This is a genomic window from Rhodococcus sp. R1101 (assembly GCF_000278445.1).
Lineage (GTDB): Bacteria > Actinomycetota > Actinomycetes > Mycobacteriales > Mycobacteriaceae > Rhodococcus > Rhodococcus gordoniae.
The window spans coordinates 1-20207 of sequence record NZ_AJVB01000004.1; the positions used below are offsets into that span (position 1 = coordinate 1).

Sequence of the window (20207 nt, forward strand, 5' to 3'; positions counted from 1 at the left end):
GCGGCCGATCCCGCCCGCAGTTGCTCCTGCTGGACGAGCCCACCAACAACCTCGACCTGGCCGGCCTCGCGCATCTGACCCAGGCCCTGCGCGCCTACAACGGTGCGCTCGTGGTGGTCTCGCACGACGAGCGATTCCTCGAAGAGGTGCAGGTGGATCGGTCGGTCGAACTCGGCGGGTGAGCCGTTCGGACATACTGCTGGAATGAGCCACGCGACGAACCCCGCCGACGGCACCCGGATCCGGTTCACCACGGCGGGCGCCGAGGATTCACCGGCGGTTCTGCTCGTCCACGGCAGTGCCCTGTCGTCGGCGGTATGGCGCGCATTCGGCTACGTGACGGCGCTCGGTAGGGATTTCCGGCTGATCATGCCCGATCTGCGTGGACACGGCCGCAGCGACACCCCTCACGACGAGGACGCCTACGCCATGGACGCGATCGTCGGGGATCTACTCGCCGTCCTGGACGCAGCAGGGGCCCACCGAGCGCACTACGTCGGCTATTCCTTCGGTGCTCGTGCGGGTCTCGCACTGGCCGTCGCAGCGCCGGAGCGGCTCGCGAGCCTGACCCTGCTCGGTGGGAGTGCCCGGCCCCAGGAGGGGTCGATGGACGCGATGTTCTTCCCCGGCACCGTCGACGTGCTCGAACGCGACGGCATGGACGGTTTCGTCCGTGCCTGGGAGGAACGACGTCGCAGGCCTGTCGATCCTGCGACACGCTCGGCGTTCCTGAAGAACGACGCGCGTGCCCTCGCCGCCTACTTCCGCCGGTCGGATCGGGAACCGGGGATCGACGACGACACGCTCGCCGGCATCGACGTGCCCGTCCTCGCCGTCGTCGGGTCGGACGATCGCCTGCGGGTGGAGGACACCCGCGCGTTGTCGCGCACCGTGCCCGGTGCGCGACTCGCGATCCTGCGTGGGGTGGATCATGCCGAGACGGTCTCGGCCGCACTACCTGCGGTCGAGACCTTCCTCTCGGCACGCGCCCGCCGGAGCTGACCGGCGCGTTGCCCGTTCAGGCCGGGACGACGACCTGTTCGCGCGGCGCCATCGTCGCGGCAGTCCGGGACTGCGGAGCGATCCGGTGCACCGCCATCGCGGCCTTCTCCTGCGCAGCGCGGGCGACCGTCTGCTTCCGGGCGGCGCCGGAGGCCTCCATCAGCAGCGCCGACACCGCCCGTTTCATGACCTCGACGGCTTCCGGCACGGGCAGGCGCAGCACGTCCCGCAGCGAGACCCAGGTCGGCCACGTCGTGGACACGCCCAGCAGGTTCTCGATGTCGGCGCGGACGGCCTCGTCGACGCCCTCGAGCTGGTCGGCGAACAGCGCCCTGATCTCGTATCGCGCCCTGTCGAGATAGCGCATGCGGTTGCGTTGCAGCTCGCGCGAGAACGGGGCGCGAATCTCGGACGACCGCGCGAACGGCGCGATGTACTCGAGCAGTTCTGCCCGCTGCCTGCAGTAGGCATCGATCCGTTCGTCGAGCGGCAGCGCCGGATCGATCGGCTCGTAGGCGTCGTCCTGGCGCCGCATCAGTTCGGCTCCGGTTGCGGCGAACAACGTCTCGAGATCGCCGAAGTGTCCCCACAACGATCGCAGGGACACCCCGGCCCGCGACGCGATCTGCGCCCCTGTGGGTTTGAGCTCTCCCGCTCGAATGAGCGCGATATGAGCCTCTATGACGGCCTGCCGGGTACGCTCTGCACGAGCGCTCCGGCCGTCCGTTGTCACCGACGGCTTTTCGCCGCCCTTTCGTTCCGCGTACATCGCTCCCCCGATTTCCGCTCGGATTCCCCTCTGGAACCGGTCGCTCCCCTCGTCGGCGACCGGCATAACTTTGCTCATGGCGAACAATAGTCGACACATCGGGTGAATTGTCATCCCCCGCTCGAGATTTGTCCTTTTTGCGTATTTCGAGCGGTTGCATCCGGAGGTTACTGCGCCAGCAATCCCTTCGCGATATGTGTTACCTGAATTTCGTTACTACCGGCGTAGATCATCAGTGATTTCGCATCCCGGGCGAGTTGTTCGACGCGATATTCGGCCATGTATCCGTTCCCGCCGAACAACTGCACGGCCTCCATCGCCACCTCGGTCGCCGCCCGCGACGAGTACAGCTTCATCGCGGAGGCCTCCGACAGACTCACCGGCTTTCCCGCCTGCGCGCGTTCGATGGCACTGAAGACCATGTTGCGGACGTTCACCCGCGCGATCTCCATCTCGGCGAGCTTGAGCTGGATCAACTGGAACTGCGCGATCTCCTTGCCCCACAGCTTCCGCGACTTCGCATATTCGGTACACAGCTTCAGGCACTGCTCGATGATGCCCAGGGCCAGATAGGCGATACCGATGCGCTCGGCGGCGAACGACTCCCGCGCGCTGTCCTTGCCGTCGCTACGGCCACCCTCCTCGGTCTCCCCCAGCAACCGGTCGCGGGTCAGGCGCACATTGTCGAAGAACAATTCGCCCGTCGGCGAGGAATTCATGCCCATCTTCTTGAACGGCGGGCTCTGGATGAGTCCCTCCATGCCCTTGTCCAGCACGAATGCGAGCACTTTGCGGTCGCGGCGATCGATCGAGGGATCCCCCTCGTCGAGTTTCGCGTACACGATGATCACATCGGCGTACGGACCGTTGGTGATGAAGGTCTTCTGCCCGTTGAGGATGTAATCCTCCCCGTCGCGGCGCACCGTCGTCTTCATCCCACCGAACGCATCGGAGCCCGAATCGGGTTCGGTGATAGCCCATGCGCCGACCTTCTCGAAGGTCACCAACTCCGGCAACCACCGCTTCTTCTGCGCGAGGGTTCCGCGGCTGCGGATCGTGCCCGCGGTCAGGCCGAGGCTGACGCCGAGCGAGGCGATGAGCCCGAGACTCACCCCGGCGATCTCGATATTGAGCAACGCCGCCATCCCCGGCGACCCGCCGGTTCCACCGGACGATCCCGAAGACTTCTCTCCGCGTTCCTCTTTCGCGAGGGCATGGTCGAGCGACTCCCGGGCCATCTCGTCGATGCCGAAAGTCGCGTACAACTTCCGGATGATGTCGTACGGCGGCAGTTCTCCCGATTCGAGACTGTCGACGTGCGGGCGGATTTCCTTCTCGATGAAACCGCGAAGCGCATCGCGGAACATGAGGTCTGTGTCGGACCACTCGTACATGACGCAAATATAGAACGGGTTTCACTTTTTGCCCAGGCTCCCGTCCCGCCGAGCTCTCGAAAACGCTCCGCCTCCCCCGATGCCGGTACTAGCCTTCGCCGCAGAGCACTCCGTCGGTGGGAGGGACATCGGAGATGGTCGATACGAGTGGGTTCGCCGGCACGGACGTCCTCGCCCTGCACATGGGCGACGGCCTGATCGCCGGCCGCGCATCCGCGTGGTTCTTCGTCATCGCCGTGATCGGGATCAGCATCGCCGCCTGGTACGCGCGCAACGATCTGACCAAGCGGACGGTGCCGACGGCAGCGGCGGTCTGCGCCCTGCTGTTCGCCCTGCAGGTGGTCGACGTACCCGTCCTGCCCGCGGTCAGCGGGCATGTCGTGGGGGGCGCACTCGCGGCGATCCTGCTCGGCCCGTTCGTGGGCGCGGTCGCGCTGACGATCGTCCTGGTGGTGCAGGCCTTCGTCTTCGCCGACGGCGGCCTGTCGGCGTTGGGCGCCAATGTCACCAACATGGTGCTCGTCGCGGTCGCCGCCGGTTTTCTCACCGCCACGGCACTGCGCGCACTGTGTGAACACCGCGGCGTTCGACCGTTCGTCACGCTCGGCCTGGTCTCGTTCGTCGGCGGGTTCGTCTCGGTCCTCGCCGCCGTGACGGGCTTCGTCGTCGAATACGCACTCGGTGGCACCTCCACGGTGCCGGTGTCGAACATCGGATTCCTGTATGCGACCCACGTTCCGGTCGGGGTTGTCGAAGGGCTGGTGACGGCCGCCGTCGTGCTCGCCGTCGCGCGGGTCTCCCCGGAATCGGTCCATCTGACGCGGCTGCCCGTCGATCCTTTCGACGCGAATGCCTCGCCGCCCCCACCGCCGCATCCGCGCGCTCGCGGGACGCTGTTCGTGGGGCTGGCGTTCACCACGCTCGTCGTGGCCGGGATCCTGGCGCCGCTCGCCGTCGACACTCCCGGCGCTCTCGAGGTGGCCACCACGCGCGGTTGCGAGATCGACGCGCTCGCCGAGGCCCTCTCGGGCGACTGCATGGCACGGGAGGTCGAGGAACACCGGCTCGCCGACAGCGCGCTCGCCGACTACACGATCGACGGCCGGCCCGGTTCGACGGGCATTGCCGCGGTGCTGGGAACGCTCGGCACCTTCGTGTTGGCGAGCGTGTGTTTCCGCGCTCTCGTGCCGCGGCCGGCAATCTCCGCGACCACGGAGCGCCGCACACAGCAGCGGAGCAACTCGGCAGGCTGAGTCCACGGGTCGACGCGGACCCCGGGTCAGCGGGGGAGGTGCGTCTCGATGATCGCTGCAGCCATGTCGCGGCCGAGCCGGATCGGTTCGACGGAGTGCTCGAACTTGCTGCCGGACAAGGCACCGTCGTAGATCAGTTGCACGCGCCCGGCCACCACCTCGGATTCGGTCGCCCCGGCGAGATTCAGCAGGTCGACGAGCGTCGAATTCAGCCATTCCCGGTGTGCGAGTACGGGTTCGAGGAGTTCTTGCGGAAACTCCGTCGCGGCGTTGGCGTACTGGCATCCGCGGAAGTTCTTCTTCGGCGCCGACTGCATCGCGAGATCGAAGAAGGTGAGGATCTTCGTGATCGGATCGTCGAGCGGTTCGACGGCGGCGTGCCATCGCCGCCGGTCGCGCCGGTCGAGGTCGTCCAGATACGCCAGCACCAGTGCGTCCTTCGACCCGAACGACGAGTAGAGGCTCGCACGGGCGACGCCTGCCTCGGCGAGGATGCGGTCGATCCCCACCGCACGGATACCGTGCTCGGCGAAGAGCGCGCTCGCGGTGTCGAGCAGACGGGTGGCGGGCGAGGGCTTGGACGGTGCTCGCTCGGCCGCCCCCTTCGGAGTGCCGGTCGCTCGATCCTCGGCAAACGTACGCACGAGCCCAGAGTAACGGACACGGCGCGATAGACAGACCGTTCTATTCACAGTACGGTGGAGCACGTGACACACAGCCTTCTGACTCGACGCCTGCACGTGGATCTCGTGCGGGTGTCGACTGCTGCGTGTTGTCACTCCCCTTTCTGACCGGCCTCGCCCGCGTGTGCCGCATGCCGTAGTCGCCCCCTCGTCCGAAGACGGAACGGCGACCCGCCGTGCCCGGACCGGTCACAGTTCCGATTCCACTTCCCGGAAGGTGACCTCATGTCGCTGTATCTCTACGAACTCGTCCCCACCGAAGGCCGGGCCGAGGCCGCCATCAAGGCCTTCGGCGAGGCTGTCGTCGCCGCCGGCGGCGAACTGATCGAATCGCAGGTCACCACCGGTGGCACGCGCGTGTTCGCGATCGCCGAGTTCGACGCGTGCCGCCCCGCCCAGCTCGAGTCCGCCGCCCTCGACGTCGCGGAGATCGTCGGGCCGAACGAGGTCCGTCTCGTCGGCGCCGAGCTCGATCAGATCAAGGCCACCCGACCCGAGGCCGGTTACCTCGTCGAATGGGACATCCCCGACACGATCGACATGGAGACCTACCTCGCCCGCAAGAAGGCGAACTCGCCGAAGTACGCCGACGTCCCCGAGGTGAGCTTCCTGCGCACCTACGTCCGCGAGGACATGGACAAGTGCCTGTGCTTCTACAACGCCCCCGACGAGGCCGCGGTCGTCCGCGCCCGCGAGGTCGTCAGCACCCCCATCGACCGTCTCCACTCCCTCGAAGGATAAGCACCCGATGACCGCGGCCATTGACCGAACGAGCGAGCACCAGCGCGCGGCGATCGCAGAATTCGTACGCGATCGCGCCGCTGCTCTCGATCGCGGAGAAACCGACATCCGCACCGACATCGCCCGCACGGGCGAGCTGGGCCTGCTCCACAAGGGGCTGGATGGGGAGTGTCTCTCCGAGATGGTCGCGGTCATCGACGAGGTCGCCGCCGCATCGCTCACCGTCGGCTTCTCGCTGTGGGCACAACGCATGGCACTCGAATACATCGATCGCGCACCGCAGTTCCTGCGCGACCGGTATCGGGACGATCTCGCGTCCGGCCGCACGATCGGCGTCACCGCCATGGCCGCGGCCCTCAAGCACCTCGCCGGACTCGGCGAACTTCCCCTCGTCGCCGAGCGGACCGACGACGGGATCGCCGTCACCGGACCGATCCATTGGGCGTCCAACGTCTTTCCCGATTCGGTGATCGTCTTCCCGGCCCGCACGGCGGACGGGGATCGCCTCGTCGCCGTGGTCCGCGCCGACACCGACGGCATCACCATCGCGGATTCACCCGAACTGCTCGCGCTGGGTGCCACGGCGTCGACCTCCCTGAAGTTCGACGGTGTGCGGATACCTCGGTCGCACATCCTCACCGAGAACCTCGCCGGCTTCTGCGGCTCGATCCGGCCCACTTTCATGATGCTGCAGACCTCGTTCTGCGTGGGCATCGCACGCGCGTCGCTCACCGAGGCCGCAGGCCGCCTGCACGGACTCGGCGAACAATTCACCGGTGAGTACGAAGAACTCTCGGCCCGATACGACTCGCTGCGCGAACGGCTGTACCGCTTCGCCACCGACCCCGGCGCGATCGCTCCCGCAGAGTTCATCCGTCTGCGCCTCGACGGTTCGGTCGTCGCGGTCGCCGCGACCCGCCTCGAGGCGACGCTGCGCGGCGGTGCCGGATACGCGACGGCGAGCGCCACCAACCGCCGATTCCGTGAGGCGGCCTTCCTGCCCATTCAATCGCCGTCGGAAGGACAGCTGCGGTGGGAACTGTCGCAGTACGAATAACGAACGGGTACAAGAGCTTCGCCGGTCGCCGCGCCCCGGTCCTCCAGGGAGTGGATCTGGACATCGCGACCGGCGAGTTCCTCGTCGTGCTCGGCAGCAGCGGGAGCGGCAAGTCGACGCTGCTGCGGATCGTCGCGGGTCTCGATCACCTCGACCGCGGCTCCGTCGACTGGCCCGACACCGAGGGCGACAATCGTCCGCACACGGGAATGGTCTTCCAGCAGCCCTTCCTGATGCCGTGGCTGACCGTTCGCGAGAACATCGCCTTCGGTGGGCGGTTCGCCGCTCACCGCGAGCGGTTCGACACCACCTACGCTGATTCGCTCCTCGAACGCTTCGGTCTCTCCTCGCTCGCCGGCTACTACCCCGATCAGCTGTCCGGAGGTCAGGCCCAGCGCATCGCCGTCATCCGCGCCGTCGCGGTGCGTCCGCGGCTGCTGCTGCTCGACGAGCCGTTCAGTGCCCTCGACCCGGCCACCCGATCCGACCTGCGGTCGTGGCTCGGCGAACTCGCGCGCGATCTCGGTTTCACGACGGTCCTCGTCACCCACGACATCGACGAGGCGCTCGAACTCGCCGACCGCATCGCACTGTTCGGGAGTTCGGGTGTGGTGCACCAGGAATGGACGCTCGGCGACATGTCGGCACTCGACCGCGATGCTCTGCGCCCGGCGATCCTTGCGCACTACCGCGATTCGTCGCTGTCCACGACATGACCGATCCGGGTCTGTTCAGCCGTCGCACCCTGATGCGCGGTGCGCTCGGGCTTGCGGCTGCCGGTGGTGTCGCGGGGGTCGTCGATCTCGCGCGCACCGCGACCGCCGACCGCACCAACCGCACGGGACGGCTGCGCATCGGCTACCTCCCGATCACCGACGCCGCACCGCTGCTCGTCGCGCACGGGTCGAGCCTGTATCCCGCCGGTGTGGTCGATGCGGCGAAGCCGGTGCTCTTCCGCAGCTGGGCGTCGCTCGCCGAGGCGTTCGTCAGCCGCCGCGTCGACGTCGTGCACCTGCTCATGCCCATGGCGGTCCAGTTGCGGTACAGCCTGGGCAGTTCCGTGCGGATCCTCGGCTGGAACCACACCAACGGCTCGGCGCTGACGGTCGCGCCGCACATCACCGACCTCAGCGATCTCGCCGGGCAGCAGGTGGCGATCCCGTTCTGGTGGTCGATCCACAACATCGCCCTGCAGCAGCTGTTGCGGGCGCACGGATTGACACCGGTCGTGCGGGAGGCGCCGTCGAAGTCCGCCCGCACCGTCGGACTCGTCGTCATGGGACCGTCCGACATGATCCCGGCCCTGGCGAACGGGTCCATCGCCGCGTTCACCGTCGCCGATCCGTTCAACGCCGCCGCCGAGGTCCGCGGGGTGGGCCGGATCCACCGGTTCCTCGGCGACGTCTGGCGCGACCATGCGTGCTGCGCTCTGCTCGTGCACGAGGATCTGATCGAACGCGACCCCGTCGCCGTCCAGGCCCTCACCGACTCGGTGGTCTCCGCCCAGGTGCAGATCGGTGCCGACCGTCGGGCCGCCGCCGCGATGCTGTCCTCCGGTTATCTGCCGCAGCCGCTGCCCGCGATCACCGAGGCGCTCACCTATCCCGACCGCGAGGCCGGCACTGTGCACCCGCAGTGGCAGCCGCAGCGTATCGGGTACCAACCGTTCCCGTTCCCGAGTTTCACCGCGGCGCTGATCGAGGCGATGCACGACACCGTCGTCGACGGCGACACGCGTTTCCTGTCGCGTCTCGATCCTGCGACCGTGCACGGCGATCTCGTCGACGACCGGTTCGTCCGCACGTCCCTCACCCGCGTCGACGGCACCGATGCCTTCGGCCTTCCCACCGATCTCACCCGCACCGAGGAGGTCGATCCTTCGTGAGCGCCCCGACCCGCACGGCGCCGGAAGCCGCCCGCACCGCCCGGCGGTTGCCGTTCGTCCCCCAGGCCGTCGCCATCGTCATCGCCGTCGCTCTGTGGTGGTTCGTCACGACGGTGCTCGTCGCACCGGATTCGCTCGTGCGGGAGTTCGCCCCGCAGTACGTCTTCCCGGCGATCGTGGATCTGCTCGCGCGCGGTGTCCTGCTGCCCGACGCTCTCGCGAGCCTGTGGCGCCTGCTGGTGGGTCTGCTGATCGCCGCCACGCTCGGCATTCCGCTCGGGCTGTTGATCGGACTCAACCCGCTGGTCGAGCGCGCAACGATGCCCATCATGCAGTTCCTGCGGATGATCTCGCCGCTGTCCTGGGCGCCGATCGCGGTGGCGCTGTTCGGTATCGGGCACCAGCCGGTCTTCTTCCTCATCGCCGCCGCGGCGATCTGGCCGATCGTCATCAACACGGCGGCCGGCGTGCACGGCATCGACCAGGGTTATCCGATGGTCGCCCGCTCGTTCGGCGCGACGCGTCTCGAACTGCTCACCACCGTCGTGCTGCCCGCCATCCGCGCGCAAGTGCAGACCGGTCTGCGGGTCGGTCTCGGCATCGCCTGGGTCGTGCTCGTCCCCGCCGAGATGCTCGGTGTGCGTTCCGGTCTGGGCTATCAGATCCTCAACGCCCGCGACCAGCTCGCCTACGACCAGGTCATGGCCGTGATCGTCGTGATCGGTTTCCTCGGTTTCTGGCTCGACTGGGCGGCGCGGCACCTGTTGCGCGAACGGCGCAGACCGGTGAGCGTGGAGGAAGCCGACCGCCCCTTCTGATCCCGGATCAGGATCCGAACGGCGTCAGAACGAACACGGGGAGCACCCGGTCGGTGCGCTTCGCGTACAGCGCGTAGTTCGGCCACGTCCGCAGCAGCACCTGCCACAGCCGCTCGCGTTCCTCACCTTCCGCGACCCGCACCGACACCGCATGTTCGTGCCCGTCGTACAGCACCTCGGCCCGGTCGGCCGCGCGCAGGTTGACCACCCAGGCCGGCGCTTTCGGGTGCCCCCAGTTCGACCCCACCACGAGCCATTTCTCCTCGTGCGGCACACACAGCAGGGGTGTGGACCGCGGTTCGCCGGTCTTCCGGCCTTTCACGGTGAGGACGAGAGACGGCAGCCCCGCGATCGCGAGCAGGGTCACCCTGCCGCGTGTGACGCGCTGGATGGTCTTGTCCACCACGATGATCGGCCGTGAATACCGTGGCAGCCACGGCAACGCTCCGATACGGACAGCGACCGGTCGGAGCAGATTCATGCGGTTATCTCCCCCAGGCTCCCAGCAGCGTGCGTGCTGCAGCGACGACAGCGAGCGGTTGATCGATCATCGGATGGTGTCCCGAGGCCGGAAGATCGATCAGAAGTGCATCCGGGCCCAGGTTGTCGACGATCCGCCCGTAGAGCGCATCGTCGATGATGCCGCGTTCGCAACGGAAGTAGGCGACAGCACATCCCGGGTTCATCACCTCGAGGCTACGGCGTCCCTCGCGGCCCATCCGGAGATTGTCGAATTTCCACGACCAGCCCCCGTCCACCTGCTTCAGCGCCCCGCGGGCGATGTGCTCGAGCACGTAGGGTTCGGCGTCGTCCTGCGGCGGCACGAGACGGAACCTCGAGACGGCGTCCTCCACCGCGGCGTACACCTTCGGCGACCTCGCGCTCGCGACGGCCTTCGCACGCATCTCGAGTTCCTCGGGCGTCATGTCGCGGATCGGCGAGTCGATGATCACCACGCCCCTGAGCCTGTCGCCGTGCAGGTGCGAGGCCGCGAACGACACGATCCCACCCATGCTGTGGCCGATCAGGACCGGCGGGCCGCTGATCCCGCCGGCTTCGGCCGCCGCGAGGACCTCCTCGGTCCACGCTTCCAGGGTGTAGTGCTCGCGGTGGTCGCTGTCGCCGTGACCGCTCAGGTCGAGCGCGACGACGCGCCGACCGGCCGCGAGCTGCGGGCCGATATGGTCCCACCATCCCGAATGCGCCATACCGCCGTGCACCAGCACGACGCCTTCCCGGCCGGATTCGCCCCACGCCCGGTAGGCGATGGCCGCACCGGCTACCTCGACCTTCCCCGTCTCGACGGGCGCAGCGAGGGCGTCGACGAACCACCGAGGAGCAGATCCATTAGTGCTCATCATCCGAACCTATGTCAGATGTGACGAGCGTCAACATTCGGGCCATCAGGTCGATCCGTCGCTCCTCGAGTTCCGGCTGCGGATGCACCGTCGACGCGAGTGCCTCACCGTCGAACATGTGGACGAGCGAGAGCAGGAGGGTGTCGAAGACGTCGGACGGGAACCGTGCCGCGACCGGCAGCGACCTGCCGAAATCCACGATCTGGGCGTGGTATCGCTCCGCCATCGGTGCCAGGTGGTCGCGCAGCGCCGCATCGGTGCGCGCGGCACCGAGCAGTTCGTACCAGGCGGCGTTCATCGGTGCCCGGCACGCGGTGCGCAGCAGTTCGAGGCACACCCGCACCGAGTCGACGGCGTCCGCCCGCTCGTCACCGAGCGCCGCGAGTCCCGCCTGGAAGTTCGCGAACTGTCGTTCCCGTACGGCGTCGGCCGCCGCGATCATCAGGTCCAGCCGGGTCGGGAAATGCCGGAACACCCCACCGGACGACACCCCCGAGCGCCGGCACACCTCGCCGATCGTGGTAGCGGTGTAGCCGAGCTCGGCGAGAGAGGCGATGGTCGCGTCGAGGATGCGACCGATCGTCTGCTCCCTGCGCTCCTGCTGGGTACGTCGTACGGCGGGTGCACTCACGCGACAGGCTCGCCCGCCGGGGTGCGGATCGGCGCGGGTCCCCGCTCTTTCACCCCTGCGCGCAGGAACCGGCCGGTGCCGACTGTGCGTCCGTAACCGGGCACGAACCTGCCGTCGCGGAAGACCACCCGCCCGGCGACCGCCGTCGCCGCCACCGCGCGATCGTTCCGGTTGACCATGCGGCGGATGCCACCGAACTCCGCGAGCGGAGCCTCGTGATAGGCATCGACGTCGCCGTTCAGCCCGGCAGGATCGACGACGACGAAGTCGGCGCGATCCCCCACCCGCAGGTAACCGGCGTCGATCCCGTAGAAGTCGCCCAGTTCGCCGGTGAGTTTGCGGACGGCCTCGGGCAGCGTCAGGAACGGCCTGCCCTTCTTCCCGGCGTCGTGGACGCCCCTCTTCTCCGCGTCGTGGACGCGGCGGAGCAGGCAGATCGCGAAGTTGTAGAAGGCCATGTTCCGCAGATGGGCGCCGGCATCCGAGAATCCCACGGTGACACCGGGCGTACGGATGAGCCGGTCCGCAACCTTCGCGCGGTCGTTGGCGATCACGGTGTGCCACCGGAACTTCCGTCCGTACTCGACGACGAGGTCGAGGAAGGTGTCGACCGGGTGCAGTTTCCTCTCGCGCGCGACGTCGCCGATCGACCGGCCGACGAGCGAGGTGTCGGGGCATTCGACGATCCGGGTGTCGTCGAAGTCGCGGTGCCACACCCGGGGTGAGAACTTCTTCTCGAAGTCCTGCCGGAACCAGCGACGGTAGGCCTCGTCGCTCAGCAGATCGTTGCGGGCGAGTTCGTCCTGCAGATGGAGTGCGGCACGGCCCGATCCGAACTCCTCGAAGACGACGAGGTCGATGCCGTCGGAGTACACCTCGAAGGTCGTGGGCAGGTGCTGCCAGCGGAAGGCGCCCTTACCGATCCGGTTGGCCGCGAACGCGATCGGACCGAAGATGCGGTTGACCCACCGTTCGGCCTTGGTGTCGGCCGCGGCGAGCACCGACGTTTTCATCGGCTTGCGTCCGATGCCGGTGCTGGCGAGGGCGAAGAAGGCGACGTCGTACTTGGTGTTCAGGTTCGGCACGGCCTGCAGGGTGCGACCGCGCCGACGCAGAATCTTGTGCAGGCGGCGGAATTCCGACCACGACGCATGGGTCGAGGGCAGGGTGCGCGAACGGTAGCGGTCGCCGTCCATCTTGTCCCACGGGTTCGTCATGGTGGACACGCCGAGGAAGCCCGCGTCGAGGGCGTCCTCGACCCGCGCGTCGATGTCGGCGAGTTCGGCGCGGTTGGACCGGTTCGCCGCCTCCGTGGAGCGCCCGAGTCCCATCACCGACGCCCGGATATCCGAATGCCCGACGAAGGCAGTCACGTTCGGCCCGAGCGGCAACGTGTTCAGCGCCTCGATGTACTCGCGGGGCGTCCTCCAGGTCCGGGACTTCTCGAGTGCCGAGAGGACGTGCTCGCGCGGGAGCGCTTCGACGCGGCTGAACAGGTCGGCGGCGTCGACCGGCGGCACGAACACCGTCGAGATCGAGCAGTTGCCCATGAGCACGGTCGTGACACCGTGCCGCACCGATTCGGGCAGGCCCGGACCCACGAGCACTTCGGCGTCGTAGTGAGTGTGGGTGTCGACGAAGCCGGGCATCACCCAGCGTCCGTGCGCGTCGATCACCTCGGTGTCCGGTCCGGCCGGCAGGTCGTCGGGAGTCGCGGTGACGACGACACCGTCGCGGATGCCGAGGTTACGGATGATGCCCGGCGCACCCGTCCCGTCGAACCAGAGACCACCCCGGACGATGACGTCGAAATCCCCAGGATTGTGACCCACACCACTCATGGGGGGAGGGTAACACGAAAAAGAGGTCGCGCACTCTCCAAATGTCCGGTCCCGAACGTCTACGGTTCGGCCATGGATCCCGACACCACTCCGACACTGCTCGTCGACCGCGACATCCTCGATCGCAACCTCGCGCGCATGGCGGAATCCGCCCGCGCGAGGGGCCTGTCGCTGCGACCGCATGCGAAGACGCACAAGTGCGTCGAGATCGCGCGTCGCCAACTCGATGCCGGAGCCCGCGGCCTGACCGTCGCGACCGTCTCCGAGGCCGAGGTCTTCGCAGATGCGAGTTTCGACGATCTGTTCGTCGCGTATCCGCTGTGGGTCGACGCGGCTCGCGGTGCCCGCTTGCGCGCGCTGGCCGGCCGGGTGCGGCTCACCGTCGGGATCGACTCCGAGACCGGCGCCCGGCAGCTCGTCGAACATGCCGGCACGACGATCGGGGTACTGATCGAGATCGACAGCGGTCACCACCGCACGGGCGTGCTGCCCGAGCAGACCGGAACCGTGGCACAGGCGGCTCGCGAGGCGGGTCTCGACGTGCGCGGTGTCTTCACCTTCCCCGGCCACTCGTACACACCCGACGCGCCGGGCAGCGCCGCCCGGGAGGAGGCCGGCGCACTGGCAACCGCCGCCGCGTCGCTCCGCGCTGCCGGAATCGAGCCGTCCGTGATCAGCGGTGGCTCCTCCCCTACGGCGCTGCTCGAGGTACCCACGGTCGCAACCGAATTGCGCCCCGGCGTGTACGTCTTCGGCGATGCGCAGCAACTCGAACTCGGGGTGGTGAGCGAAACGGACATCGCGCTGACCGTCCTGGCCACCGTCGTCTCGGCTCGCGACGAAATCGTCGTCCTCGATGCGGGTTCGAAGGTGCTCGGCGCCGATCGGGCGGCCTGGGCCACCGGGTACGGACGCATCCTCGGCGAGCCCGAGGCCCGCATCACGGCGATGTCGGAGCATCACGCGACGGTGCAGTGGCCGAACCCGTCCACCCGCCCTGCTCTCGGGCAGAGGGTGCAGGTGATTCCCAATCACGTGTGCAATGCCGTCAATCTCGCGGACGAGTTGATCACGGTCTCCGGTGGCGCGGTGGTCGAGCGATGGAAGGTCGCGGCACGAGGGTGCAACACGTGACTCCTGGGCGGTCCCCACACGATCACCTCGAATTCGGTGTAGGTCACGAACACGACACCGATCCGCCTCGCACGCCGTTAGGCTGCGTTGATGCCGCTGAACGCCGACCTCGCCGGACGCATTTTTCCGCCGACGTCCTATCTCGTCGGCCGGGAGAAGATCCGGGAATTCGCCCGCGCCGTCCGATCGACGCATCCGATTCATCTCGACCCGGAGGCAGCCCGAGCCGCCGGCTTCACCGATGTCGTGGCTCCCACGACCTTCACCACCGTCGTCCAGAGCCCTTCGGTGACGCAGCTTCTGGAGTCGCCGGGTACCGGTCTCGAGCTGCACCGGGTGGTGCACGGATCGGAGAAGGTCGAGCACCGGCGCCCGATCGTGGCCGGCGACGATCTCACCACGACGCTCACCATCACGGAGGTCACCGAACGCGCCGGCAGCCACATCCTGTCCACGGTCTGCGAGATCCGGGACCACACGGGCGATCTGGTCGCGGTGGTCACGTCGACATTGCTTCACCGAGGAGACGACGCATGACACTCGGCACCGCACGACGATTCGACGAGCTCGAGGCCGGTGCGATCATCGCGAAGACCGAACTGACGGTGACCCGCAACGACCTGGTTCGCTACGCCGGAGCCTCGGGCGACTTCAACCCGATCCACTACGACGACGCCGTCGCTGCCGGTGAGGGGCTCCCCGGAGTGCTCTGTCAGGGAATGCTCACCGCAGCCCTCGCCCTGCAGACCGTCACGGAGTGGCTCGGGGATCCCACCGCGGTCGTCTCCTACGAGACACGGTTCACGCGCCCCGTGGTGGTCGACCCGATGCACGGTGCCGTCCTGTCGGTGTCTGCGAAGGTCGGCCACCTCGACGAGGCGGAGCGCACCGCACGCATCGATATCACGGTATCCGTCGACGACAGGCGGGTGCTCGGCCGGACCCAGGTCCGGCTCGCGTTCTCGTCCTGACGTCGAGCACCGGGAATTCGCCGGCGGAACGGACCTCGGCAAGAGAGGATCGACCCATGCCACGGACATTTCTCGCGAGCTTGGTCGCCGCAGCAACAGCCGTGCATCTCGGGGCATGCGCGTCCCCGTCGAGTCCGTCCGTCGACGAGGGCACCGCCCGGGTGAGCCGTACCGTCGCCGAGCCATCGACGCCCGGGGCGGGCACTCCGCGCGTGACCGGCATCGTCGCGTCCGGTCTCGACACTCCGTGGGGAGTTGCTTTTCTTCCCGGTGGTTCTGCACTGGTGACCGAACGCAACACCGGCCGGATCGTCGAGATCAGCGAGGGCGCGACCCGCGAGGTGGGCCGCATCGACGACACGCTCGCACAGGGCGAATCGGGACTGCTGGGGATCGCGGTCTCCCCGACCTTCGACACCGACCGATTCGTGTACCTGTATGTCACCACCGACAGCGACAACCGGGTACTGCGCACCACCTTCGACGGCACCGCCCTCGCAGAACCGGAGGTGATCCTCGACGGCATCCCGGCCGGCCGGATCCACGACGGCGGGCGGATGATCTTCGGCCCCGACGGGATGCTGTACGTCGCCACCGGCGAAGCGGGCGAGCGCGAACTCGCCCAGGATCCGGAATCGCTGGGCGGCAAGATTCTTCGCATCACCGGCGACGGCGAGCCGGCACCCGGCAACCCCGATCCGGCGTCGCCGGTGCACTCGCTCGGCCACCGCAACGTGCAGGGACTCGCGTTCGACGACCGGGGACGGTTGTGGGCGTCGGAGTTCGGGCAGAACGACGTCGACGAGTTGAATCTCGTGACGGCCGGAGCGAACTACGGCTGGCCCGAGATCGAGGGAACGGGTGGCTCCGACGAATTCGTCGACCCGGTACTCACCTGGCCGGTCTCGGAAGCATCCCCGTCCGGGCTGGCGTGGTTCGACGGCAGTCTGTGGATGGCGGGTCTGCGGGGAGAACGGTTGTGGCGGATCGGCGTCGGAGACGACGGGGCAGAGACCGTCACCAGCCTTCTCCGCGGTGAATACGGGAGGCTGCGGACCGTCGTCGCCGCGCCGGACGGTTCTCTGTGGCTGACGACGTCCAACCGGGACGGTCGCGGCAGCCCGGCCGACGACGACGATCGCATCCTCCGGATCGACATTCCCTGACGATCAGGGAACGAGAACGACCACCGTCTCGGCGACCAGCGCCGGACGCTCCCCTCCCTCGATCTCGATGGTGTATCCGACCACGAGGTTCGCGCCCTTGGTGGTGCGCTCGAGCGACGTGAACTCCGCACCGGCACGAATCCGCGAACCGACGGGGACCGGCGCGGGGTAACGAACCTTGTTGCTGCCGTAGTTGACCTTCATCTTCAGCCCTTCGAGCGAGAAGATCTGGGTGCCGAGGACCGGCAGCAGCGACAGGGTCAGGTAGCCGTGGGCGATGGTCCTGCCGTACGGGCCGTCCTCGGCACGCTCCGGGTCGACGTGGATCCACTGGTGATCGCCGGTGGCTTCGGCGAACAGGTCGATCCGCTTCTGGTCGATCTCGAGCCAGTCGCTGTGACCCAGGTGCTCGCCGACGGCCTTCTCGACCTCGTCGATTCCGTTGAAAACCCGCATTGTTGCTCCTGTCGATGTGCGGCGACGATCAGAGACCGGCTCGCCGGAGGGTGACGCGGTAGGTGTAGTGCTCGGGCAGAAAGTAACTCACCGACAGCTCGGTGAGGGCCCCGGCGTCGTCCGAGTACAACCGGTCGACGCGCAGCAGCGGATGCCCCACGGCACAGTTCAATTCCGTCGCCACCTGTTCGGTGGCGAGGGCGACCGTGATGGACTGTGCGGCTTCGACGATCGGGCTGTCGAGATGGGGTTCGAGCAGGCCGATCATCGTGTTCCGGCTCGACGCGCCCGCGTGCAACTCGGGCGAATCGAGCACGTGTGCCGCGACGTGCTCGGGCAGATGAACGGTGGTGAGGACGAACGGGATTCCGTCGTGCAGACGCTTGAACACCGCGGTGTACAGCACGTCGGTGTCGAGGCGCAGCCGGCTCGCGGCGTCGATGTCGACTCCGCGTCGCAGCGGCGAGACGATCTGCATGACCGTGTCGGCCGACAACGCGAGCAGATCCTCGATCGAGCCGAGCTGGCGCCGGTAGCGCCGGCCCGACTCGTTCGCGAAGGTGCCGCGGCCGGGAACGCGGTAGACGATGCCGTCGGCCACGAGATCCTGGAAGGCGCGACGCACCGTCTGTCGGCTCACGCCGTGTTCCTCGGCGAGTTCGGCCTCGGTGGGCAGCCGCGTGCCGTCGCTGTACCGTCCCGCCTCGACGGCCTCCCGGAGCTGGCGCGCGAGTTGCGCGTAGGCCGGTTCCGTTTCCCGCACCTTGTAGTCCATGACGGACCGATCCTAGCGGCCGGTCGTCACAGTCCGCCGCGTGCTACGAGCTGGCCGGCGATGACGTTGCGCTGGATCTCGTTGGTGCCCTCGCCGACGATCATCAGCGGCGCGTCGCGGAAGTAGCGCTCGACGTCGTACTCGGTGGAGTAGCCGTAACCGCCGTGGATGCGTACCGCGTTCAGGGCGATCTCCATCGCGATCTCCGAGCAGTACAGCTTGGCCATACCGGCTTCCATGTCGCAGCGCTCGCCGCTGTCGTACTTCTCCGCCGCGTAACGCGCCAGCTGCCGGGCGGCGGTGAGCTTGGTGGCCATCTCCGCCAGGTAGTTGCCGATGGACTGGTGCTTCCAGATCGGCCGGCCGAAGCTCTCGCGCTGCTGCGCGTAGGCGAGCGAATCCTCGAGCGCGGCGGTTGCGACACCGAGGGCGCGGGAGGCGACCTGCAGGCGACCGGTCTCGAGGCCCTTCATCATGTGGGCGAAGCCCCTGCCGGGCTCACCGCCGAGGATCGCGTCGGCGGAGATGCGGTAGTTGTCGAAGCTCAGCTCGCACGATTCGACGCCCTTGTAGCCGAGCTTGGGCAAATCGCGCGAGACGATCAATCCCGGACCGTGCTCGACGAGCACGACGGAGATGCCCTTGTGGCGCGGCTGCGCGGTCGGGTCGGTCTTGCACAACAACGCGATCAGCCCCGAGCGACGCGCATTGGTGATCCACGTCTTCGCACCGTTGATCACCAGTTCGTCGCCGTCCCGCTTGGCGGTGGTGGTCATCGCCTGCAGGTCCGAACCGCCGCCGGGCTCCGTGAGCGCCATCGTCGCGCGGATCTCGCCGGTGGCGAGCCGGGGCAGGTACTTGCTCTTCTGCTCCTCGGTGCCGAACAGGGTCAGCAGCTTGGCGACGACGGTGTGCCCGCCCATCGCACCCGACAGCGACATCCATCCGCGGGCGAGTTCCTCGGTGACCTGGACGTAGCAGGGCATCGACACCGGCGATCCGCCGTACTCCTCCGGCACGGCGAGCCCGTAGATGCCGATCTGCTTCATCTGCTCGATCCACTTCTCGGGGTACTCGCCTGCGTGCTCAACCTCCTGCACCGACGGCTTGACCTCCCGATCGATGAAGTCGCGGACGGTCTCGACCAGAAAAGTCTCTTCGTCGTTCAGGTAGCTCACGGGCGATCCTTCGCTGGGGACGGGCCACGCGGACCCGGGAAACTTTGTACGGCCATTTTGTGGACGACGTTCCGGTGTTGTCAACGCGAAGGCCACCATTCGACGCCGTGATTGCAGAGTTTTCGGTGATACGAACGACTGCACCTTCCTATGACCGCACCCTCCCGAGGGGTGGCATGGCACCAAAAATGGCCGTACATTTAGCGCCGTCATTGCCGACCGAACTTCCCCGAGGTCCCCGTGTCTTCCGAGCAACACCTCCGCCGGCGCGCCGTTCTCGTCGCCCCCGGCTCCGACGAACGCAAAGCCGGTAAGGCCCTCGCCTCCGCCGCCGACGAGGTCGTCCTCGACCTCGAGGACGCCGTCACCACCGCGCAGAAGGACGCCGCCCGCGAACTCGTGGCTCCACTGGTCCGCGAACACGGTGCCGCGCGCACCGTCTCCGTCCGCATCAACGGTCGCGGCACCCCCTGGTTCGAGGACGATCTGCGCGCCTGCGCCGCGCTCGGCGACGCCCTCTCCTCGATCGTGATCCCCAAGGTCGAGAGCGCCGACGATCTCGCCGAGGCCGACCGCATCCTCGGGACCGATTCGGCCGTCCCGGTGCAGGCCCTCATCGAGACACCCGCCGGTGTCCAGCGCATCGACGAGATCGTCGCCGGACCCCGGGTGGCCGGCGTGATCATCGGCTACGCCGACCTCGGCGCCTCCTTGGGCCGCGCCCGTACCGTCGCCCCCGAGCATTGGCTGTACGTGCAGGACCGCGTGTTGCACGCCGCGCGTGCCGCCGGCGTCCAGGCCATCGACGGGCCGTTTCTCGGCATCGCCGACGACGACGCCTTCCGTCGTTCGGCGCAGTGGGTCGCCGATCTCGGGTTCGACGGCAAGTGGGTCATTCATCCGGCGCAGATCACTTCCGCCGCAGCGACCTTCACTCCCACGGACGATCAGGTGGACGCGGCACGCAAGGTCCTCGCCGCACTCGAGGAAGCCGAGAACCGCGGCGCCGGAGCCGCCCAGTTCGACGGGCAGATGCTCGACGAGGCCGTCGCCGTCGCCGCCCGCCGCACCCTGTCGAAGATCGGAGCCTGAACG

Annotated in this window: 23 protein-coding genes and 1 pseudogene; 14 read left to right on the forward strand and 10 right to left on the reverse strand. The window is 67.9% G+C overall.

The genetic code is table 11. The features are described 5' to 3' along the window. Both R1101_RS25610 and R1101_RS0100825 read left to right on the forward strand, forming a co-directional pair. A pseudogene (locus R1101_RS25610) lies at positions 1-182 on the forward strand (ABC transporter ATP-binding protein); the annotation flags it as partial. Positions 183-204: 22 nt separating this feature from the next. Continuing rightward, on the forward strand, positions 205-1002 hold the full coding sequence (locus tag R1101_RS0100825) for an alpha/beta fold hydrolase (protein ID WP_016931591.1): 798 nt from the start codon (positions 205-207) through the stop codon (positions 1000-1002). Between the two features lie 16 nt (positions 1003-1018). Here the strand turns inward: R1101_RS0100825 and R1101_RS0100830 are convergent, their stop codons facing one another. Beyond that, positions 1019-1771 (reverse strand): TetR/AcrR family transcriptional regulator, encoded by a 753-nt coding sequence (locus R1101_RS0100830; protein WP_232284638.1) that lies wholly within the window; start codon positions 1769-1771, stop codon positions 1019-1021. 167 nt (positions 1772-1938) lie between these two features. Continuing rightward, positions 1939-3165: an acyl-CoA dehydrogenase family protein gene (locus tag R1101_RS0100835; protein WP_016931593.1), complete on the reverse strand. Its 1227-nt coding sequence runs from the start codon at positions 3163-3165 to the stop codon at positions 1939-1941. 134 nt (positions 3166-3299) lie between these two features. On the opposite strand from R1101_RS0100835, the gene R1101_RS0100840 reads away from it, so the two are divergent. Further along, complete coding sequence (locus R1101_RS0100840) at positions 3300-4418, forward strand: energy-coupling factor ABC transporter permease (protein WP_016931594.1); 1119 nt, start codon at positions 3300-3302, stop codon at positions 4416-4418. A gap of 26 nt (positions 4419-4444) precedes the next feature. Here the strand turns inward: R1101_RS0100840 and R1101_RS0100845 are convergent, their stop codons facing one another. After that, positions 4445-5062, reverse strand: a complete 618-nt coding sequence (locus R1101_RS0100845; RefSeq protein ID WP_016931595.1) for a TetR/AcrR family transcriptional regulator — start codon at positions 5060-5062, stop codon at positions 4445-4447. Between the two features lie 96 nt (positions 5063-5158). Between R1101_RS0100845 and R1101_RS31475 the strand changes: the two genes are divergently transcribed. The 6 genes from R1101_RS31475 (at position 5159) to R1101_RS0100870 (ending at position 9602) form a co-directional block, all read left to right on the forward strand. Further along, positions 5159-5209 (forward strand): hypothetical protein, encoded by a 51-nt coding sequence (locus R1101_RS31475; protein ID WP_425451625.1) that lies wholly within the window; start codon positions 5159-5161, stop codon positions 5207-5209. Between the two features lie 117 nt (positions 5210-5326). Beyond that, complete coding sequence (locus tag R1101_RS0100850) at positions 5327-5842, forward strand: DUF4242 domain-containing protein (RefSeq protein WP_016931596.1); 516 nt, start codon at positions 5327-5329, stop codon at positions 5840-5842. A gap of 7 nt (positions 5843-5849) precedes the next feature. Beyond that, complete coding sequence (locus tag R1101_RS0100855) at positions 5850-6899, forward strand: acyl-CoA dehydrogenase family protein (protein WP_016931597.1); 1050 nt, start codon at positions 5850-5852, stop codon at positions 6897-6899. After that, positions 6875-7615: an ABC transporter ATP-binding protein gene (locus tag R1101_RS0100860; protein ID WP_026002746.1), complete on the forward strand. Its 741-nt coding sequence runs from the start codon at positions 6875-6877 to the stop codon at positions 7613-7615. Before R1101_RS0100855 ends, R1101_RS0100860 begins: the two co-directional genes overlap by 25 nt. Continuing rightward, positions 7612-8784 (forward strand): ABC transporter substrate-binding protein, encoded by a 1173-nt coding sequence (locus R1101_RS0100865; RefSeq protein WP_016931599.1) that lies wholly within the window; start codon positions 7612-7614, stop codon positions 8782-8784. The genes R1101_RS0100860 and R1101_RS0100865 overlap by 4 nt, the downstream gene beginning before the upstream one ends. 47 nt (positions 8785-8831) lie before the next feature. Then, complete coding sequence (locus R1101_RS0100870; protein WP_368500838.1) at positions 8832-9602, forward strand: ABC transporter permease; 771 nt, start codon at positions 8832-8834, stop codon at positions 9600-9602. Positions 9603-9609: 7 nt separating this feature from the next. Here the strand turns inward: R1101_RS0100870 and R1101_RS0100875 are convergent, their stop codons facing one another. From R1101_RS0100875 to R1101_RS0100890, 4 genes are read right to left on the reverse strand one after another with little or no spacing between them, the layout of a single operon-like run. Next, a complete protein-coding gene (locus tag R1101_RS0100875) occupies positions 9610-10083 on the reverse strand; it encodes a nitroreductase family deazaflavin-dependent oxidoreductase (RefSeq protein WP_016931601.1) in 474 nt (157 codons plus the stop codon). 4 nt (positions 10084-10087) lie between these two features. After that, a complete protein-coding gene (locus R1101_RS0100880) occupies positions 10088-10963 on the reverse strand; it encodes an alpha/beta fold hydrolase (RefSeq protein WP_026002747.1) in 876 nt (291 codons plus the stop codon). Next, on the reverse strand, positions 10950-11591 hold the full coding sequence (locus tag R1101_RS0100885) for a TetR/AcrR family transcriptional regulator (protein WP_016931603.1): 642 nt from the start codon (positions 11589-11591) through the stop codon (positions 10950-10952). The genes R1101_RS0100880 and R1101_RS0100885 overlap by 14 nt, the downstream gene beginning before the upstream one ends. Further along, positions 11588-13432 (reverse strand): N-acyl-D-amino-acid deacylase family protein, encoded by a 1845-nt coding sequence (locus R1101_RS0100890; RefSeq protein ID WP_037221869.1) that lies wholly within the window; start codon positions 13430-13432, stop codon positions 11588-11590. The genes R1101_RS0100885 and R1101_RS0100890 overlap by 4 nt, the downstream gene beginning before the upstream one ends. Positions 13433-13504: 72 nt before the next feature. Here R1101_RS0100890 and R1101_RS0100895 point away from each other — a divergent pair, with 72 nt between their 5' ends. The 4 genes from R1101_RS0100895 (at position 13505) to R1101_RS0100910 (ending at position 16703) form a co-directional block, all read left to right on the forward strand. After that, positions 13505-14566: a D-TA family PLP-dependent enzyme gene (locus tag R1101_RS0100895; protein WP_016931605.1), complete on the forward strand. Its 1062-nt coding sequence runs from the start codon at positions 13505-13507 to the stop codon at positions 14564-14566. Positions 14567-14656: 90 nt separating this feature from the next. Beyond that, a complete protein-coding gene (locus tag R1101_RS0100900; RefSeq protein ID WP_016931606.1) occupies positions 14657-15103 on the forward strand; it encodes an FAS1-like dehydratase domain-containing protein in 447 nt (148 codons plus the stop codon). Beyond that, on the forward strand, positions 15100-15537 hold the full coding sequence (locus R1101_RS0100905) for a MaoC/PaaZ C-terminal domain-containing protein (RefSeq protein WP_016931607.1): 438 nt from the start codon (positions 15100-15102) through the stop codon (positions 15535-15537). The genes R1101_RS0100900 and R1101_RS0100905 overlap by 4 nt, the downstream gene beginning before the upstream one ends. Positions 15538-15593: 56 nt before the next feature. Then, positions 15594-16703 (forward strand): PQQ-dependent sugar dehydrogenase, encoded by a 1110-nt coding sequence (locus R1101_RS0100910; RefSeq protein ID WP_026002748.1) that lies wholly within the window; start codon positions 15594-15596, stop codon positions 16701-16703. Between the two features lie 3 nt (positions 16704-16706). Here R1101_RS0100910 and R1101_RS0100915 read toward each other — a convergent pair whose 3' ends face one another. From R1101_RS0100915 to R1101_RS0100925, 3 genes are read right to left on the reverse strand one after another with little or no spacing between them, the layout of a single operon-like run. Next, the gene (locus R1101_RS0100915) at positions 16707-17159 is read right to left on the reverse strand and encodes a MaoC family dehydratase (protein ID WP_016931609.1); all 453 of its coding nucleotides are present in this window, start codon (positions 17157-17159) and stop codon (positions 16707-16709) included. Positions 17160-17187: 28 nt separating this feature from the next. After that, entirely contained in the window at positions 17188-17934 is a 747-nt protein-coding gene (locus R1101_RS0100920; RefSeq protein ID WP_016931610.1) for a GntR family transcriptional regulator, read from the reverse strand. A 26-nt stretch (positions 17935-17960) separates the two neighbouring features. Further along, on the reverse strand, positions 17961-19112 hold the full coding sequence (locus R1101_RS0100925; RefSeq protein WP_016931611.1) for an acyl-CoA dehydrogenase family protein: 1152 nt from the start codon (positions 19110-19112) through the stop codon (positions 17961-17963). A 240-nt stretch (positions 19113-19352) separates the two neighbouring features. Here R1101_RS0100925 and R1101_RS0100930 point away from each other — a divergent pair, with 240 nt between their 5' ends. After that, positions 19353-20204 carry an HpcH/HpaI aldolase/citrate lyase family protein gene (locus R1101_RS0100930; protein WP_016931612.1) on the forward strand — a complete coding sequence of 284 codons (852 nt, stop codon included), beginning with the start codon at positions 19353-19355 and terminating at the stop codon, positions 20202-20204. The last annotated feature ends 3 nt before the right edge of the window (positions 20205-20207 follow it).

What these genes read in the sequence shown, in the direction of transcription:
- R1101_RS0100825 (WP_016931591.1), top strand. Translation starts at nt 205, where the DNA reads ATGAGCCACGCGACGAACCCCGCCGACGGCACCCGGATCCGGTTCACC.
- R1101_RS0100915 (WP_016931609.1), bottom strand. Translation starts at nt 17,159, where the DNA reads ATGCGGGTTTTCAACGGAATCGACGAGGTCGAGAAGGCCGTCGGCGAG.
- R1101_RS0100895 (WP_016931605.1), top strand. Translation starts at nt 13,505, where the DNA reads ATGGATCCCGACACCACTCCGACACTGCTCGTCGACCGCGACATCCTC.
- R1101_RS0100910 (WP_026002748.1), top strand. Translation starts at nt 15,594, where the DNA reads ATGCCACGGACATTTCTCGCGAGCTTGGTCGCCGCAGCAACAGCCGTG.
- R1101_RS0100865 (WP_016931599.1), top strand. Translation starts at nt 7,612, where the DNA reads ATGACCGATCCGGGTCTGTTCAGCCGTCGCACCCTGATGCGCGGTGCG.
- R1101_RS0100880 (WP_026002747.1), bottom strand. Translation starts at nt 10,963, where the DNA reads ATGATGAGCACTAATGGATCTGCTCCTCGGTGGTTCGTCGACGCCCTC.
- R1101_RS0100830 (WP_232284638.1), bottom strand. Translation starts at nt 1,771, where the DNA reads ATGTACGCGGAACGAAAGGGCGGCGAAAAGCCGTCGGTGACAACGGAC.
- R1101_RS0100855 (WP_016931597.1), top strand. Translation starts at nt 5,850, where the DNA reads ATGACCGCGGCCATTGACCGAACGAGCGAGCACCAGCGCGCGGCGATC.
- R1101_RS0100850 (WP_016931596.1), top strand. Translation starts at nt 5,327, where the DNA reads ATGTCGCTGTATCTCTACGAACTCGTCCCCACCGAAGGCCGGGCCGAG.
- R1101_RS0100905 (WP_016931607.1), top strand. Translation starts at nt 15,100, where the DNA reads ATGACACTCGGCACCGCACGACGATTCGACGAGCTCGAGGCCGGTGCG.
- R1101_RS0100875 (WP_016931601.1), bottom strand. Translation starts at nt 10,083, where the DNA reads ATGAATCTGCTCCGACCGGTCGCTGTCCGTATCGGAGCGTTGCCGTGG.
- R1101_RS0100890 (WP_037221869.1), bottom strand. Translation starts at nt 13,432, where the DNA reads ATGAGTGGTGTGGGTCACAATCCTGGGGATTTCGACGTCATCGTCCGG.
- R1101_RS0100840 (WP_016931594.1), top strand. Translation starts at nt 3,300, where the DNA reads ATGGTCGATACGAGTGGGTTCGCCGGCACGGACGTCCTCGCCCTGCAC.
- R1101_RS0100835 (WP_016931593.1), bottom strand. Translation starts at nt 3,165, where the DNA reads ATGTACGAGTGGTCCGACACAGACCTCATGTTCCGCGATGCGCTTCGC.
- R1101_RS0100900 (WP_016931606.1), top strand. Translation starts at nt 14,657, where the DNA reads ATGCCGCTGAACGCCGACCTCGCCGGACGCATTTTTCCGCCGACGTCC.
- R1101_RS0100920 (WP_016931610.1), bottom strand. Translation starts at nt 17,934, where the DNA reads ATGGACTACAAGGTGCGGGAAACGGAACCGGCCTACGCGCAACTCGCG.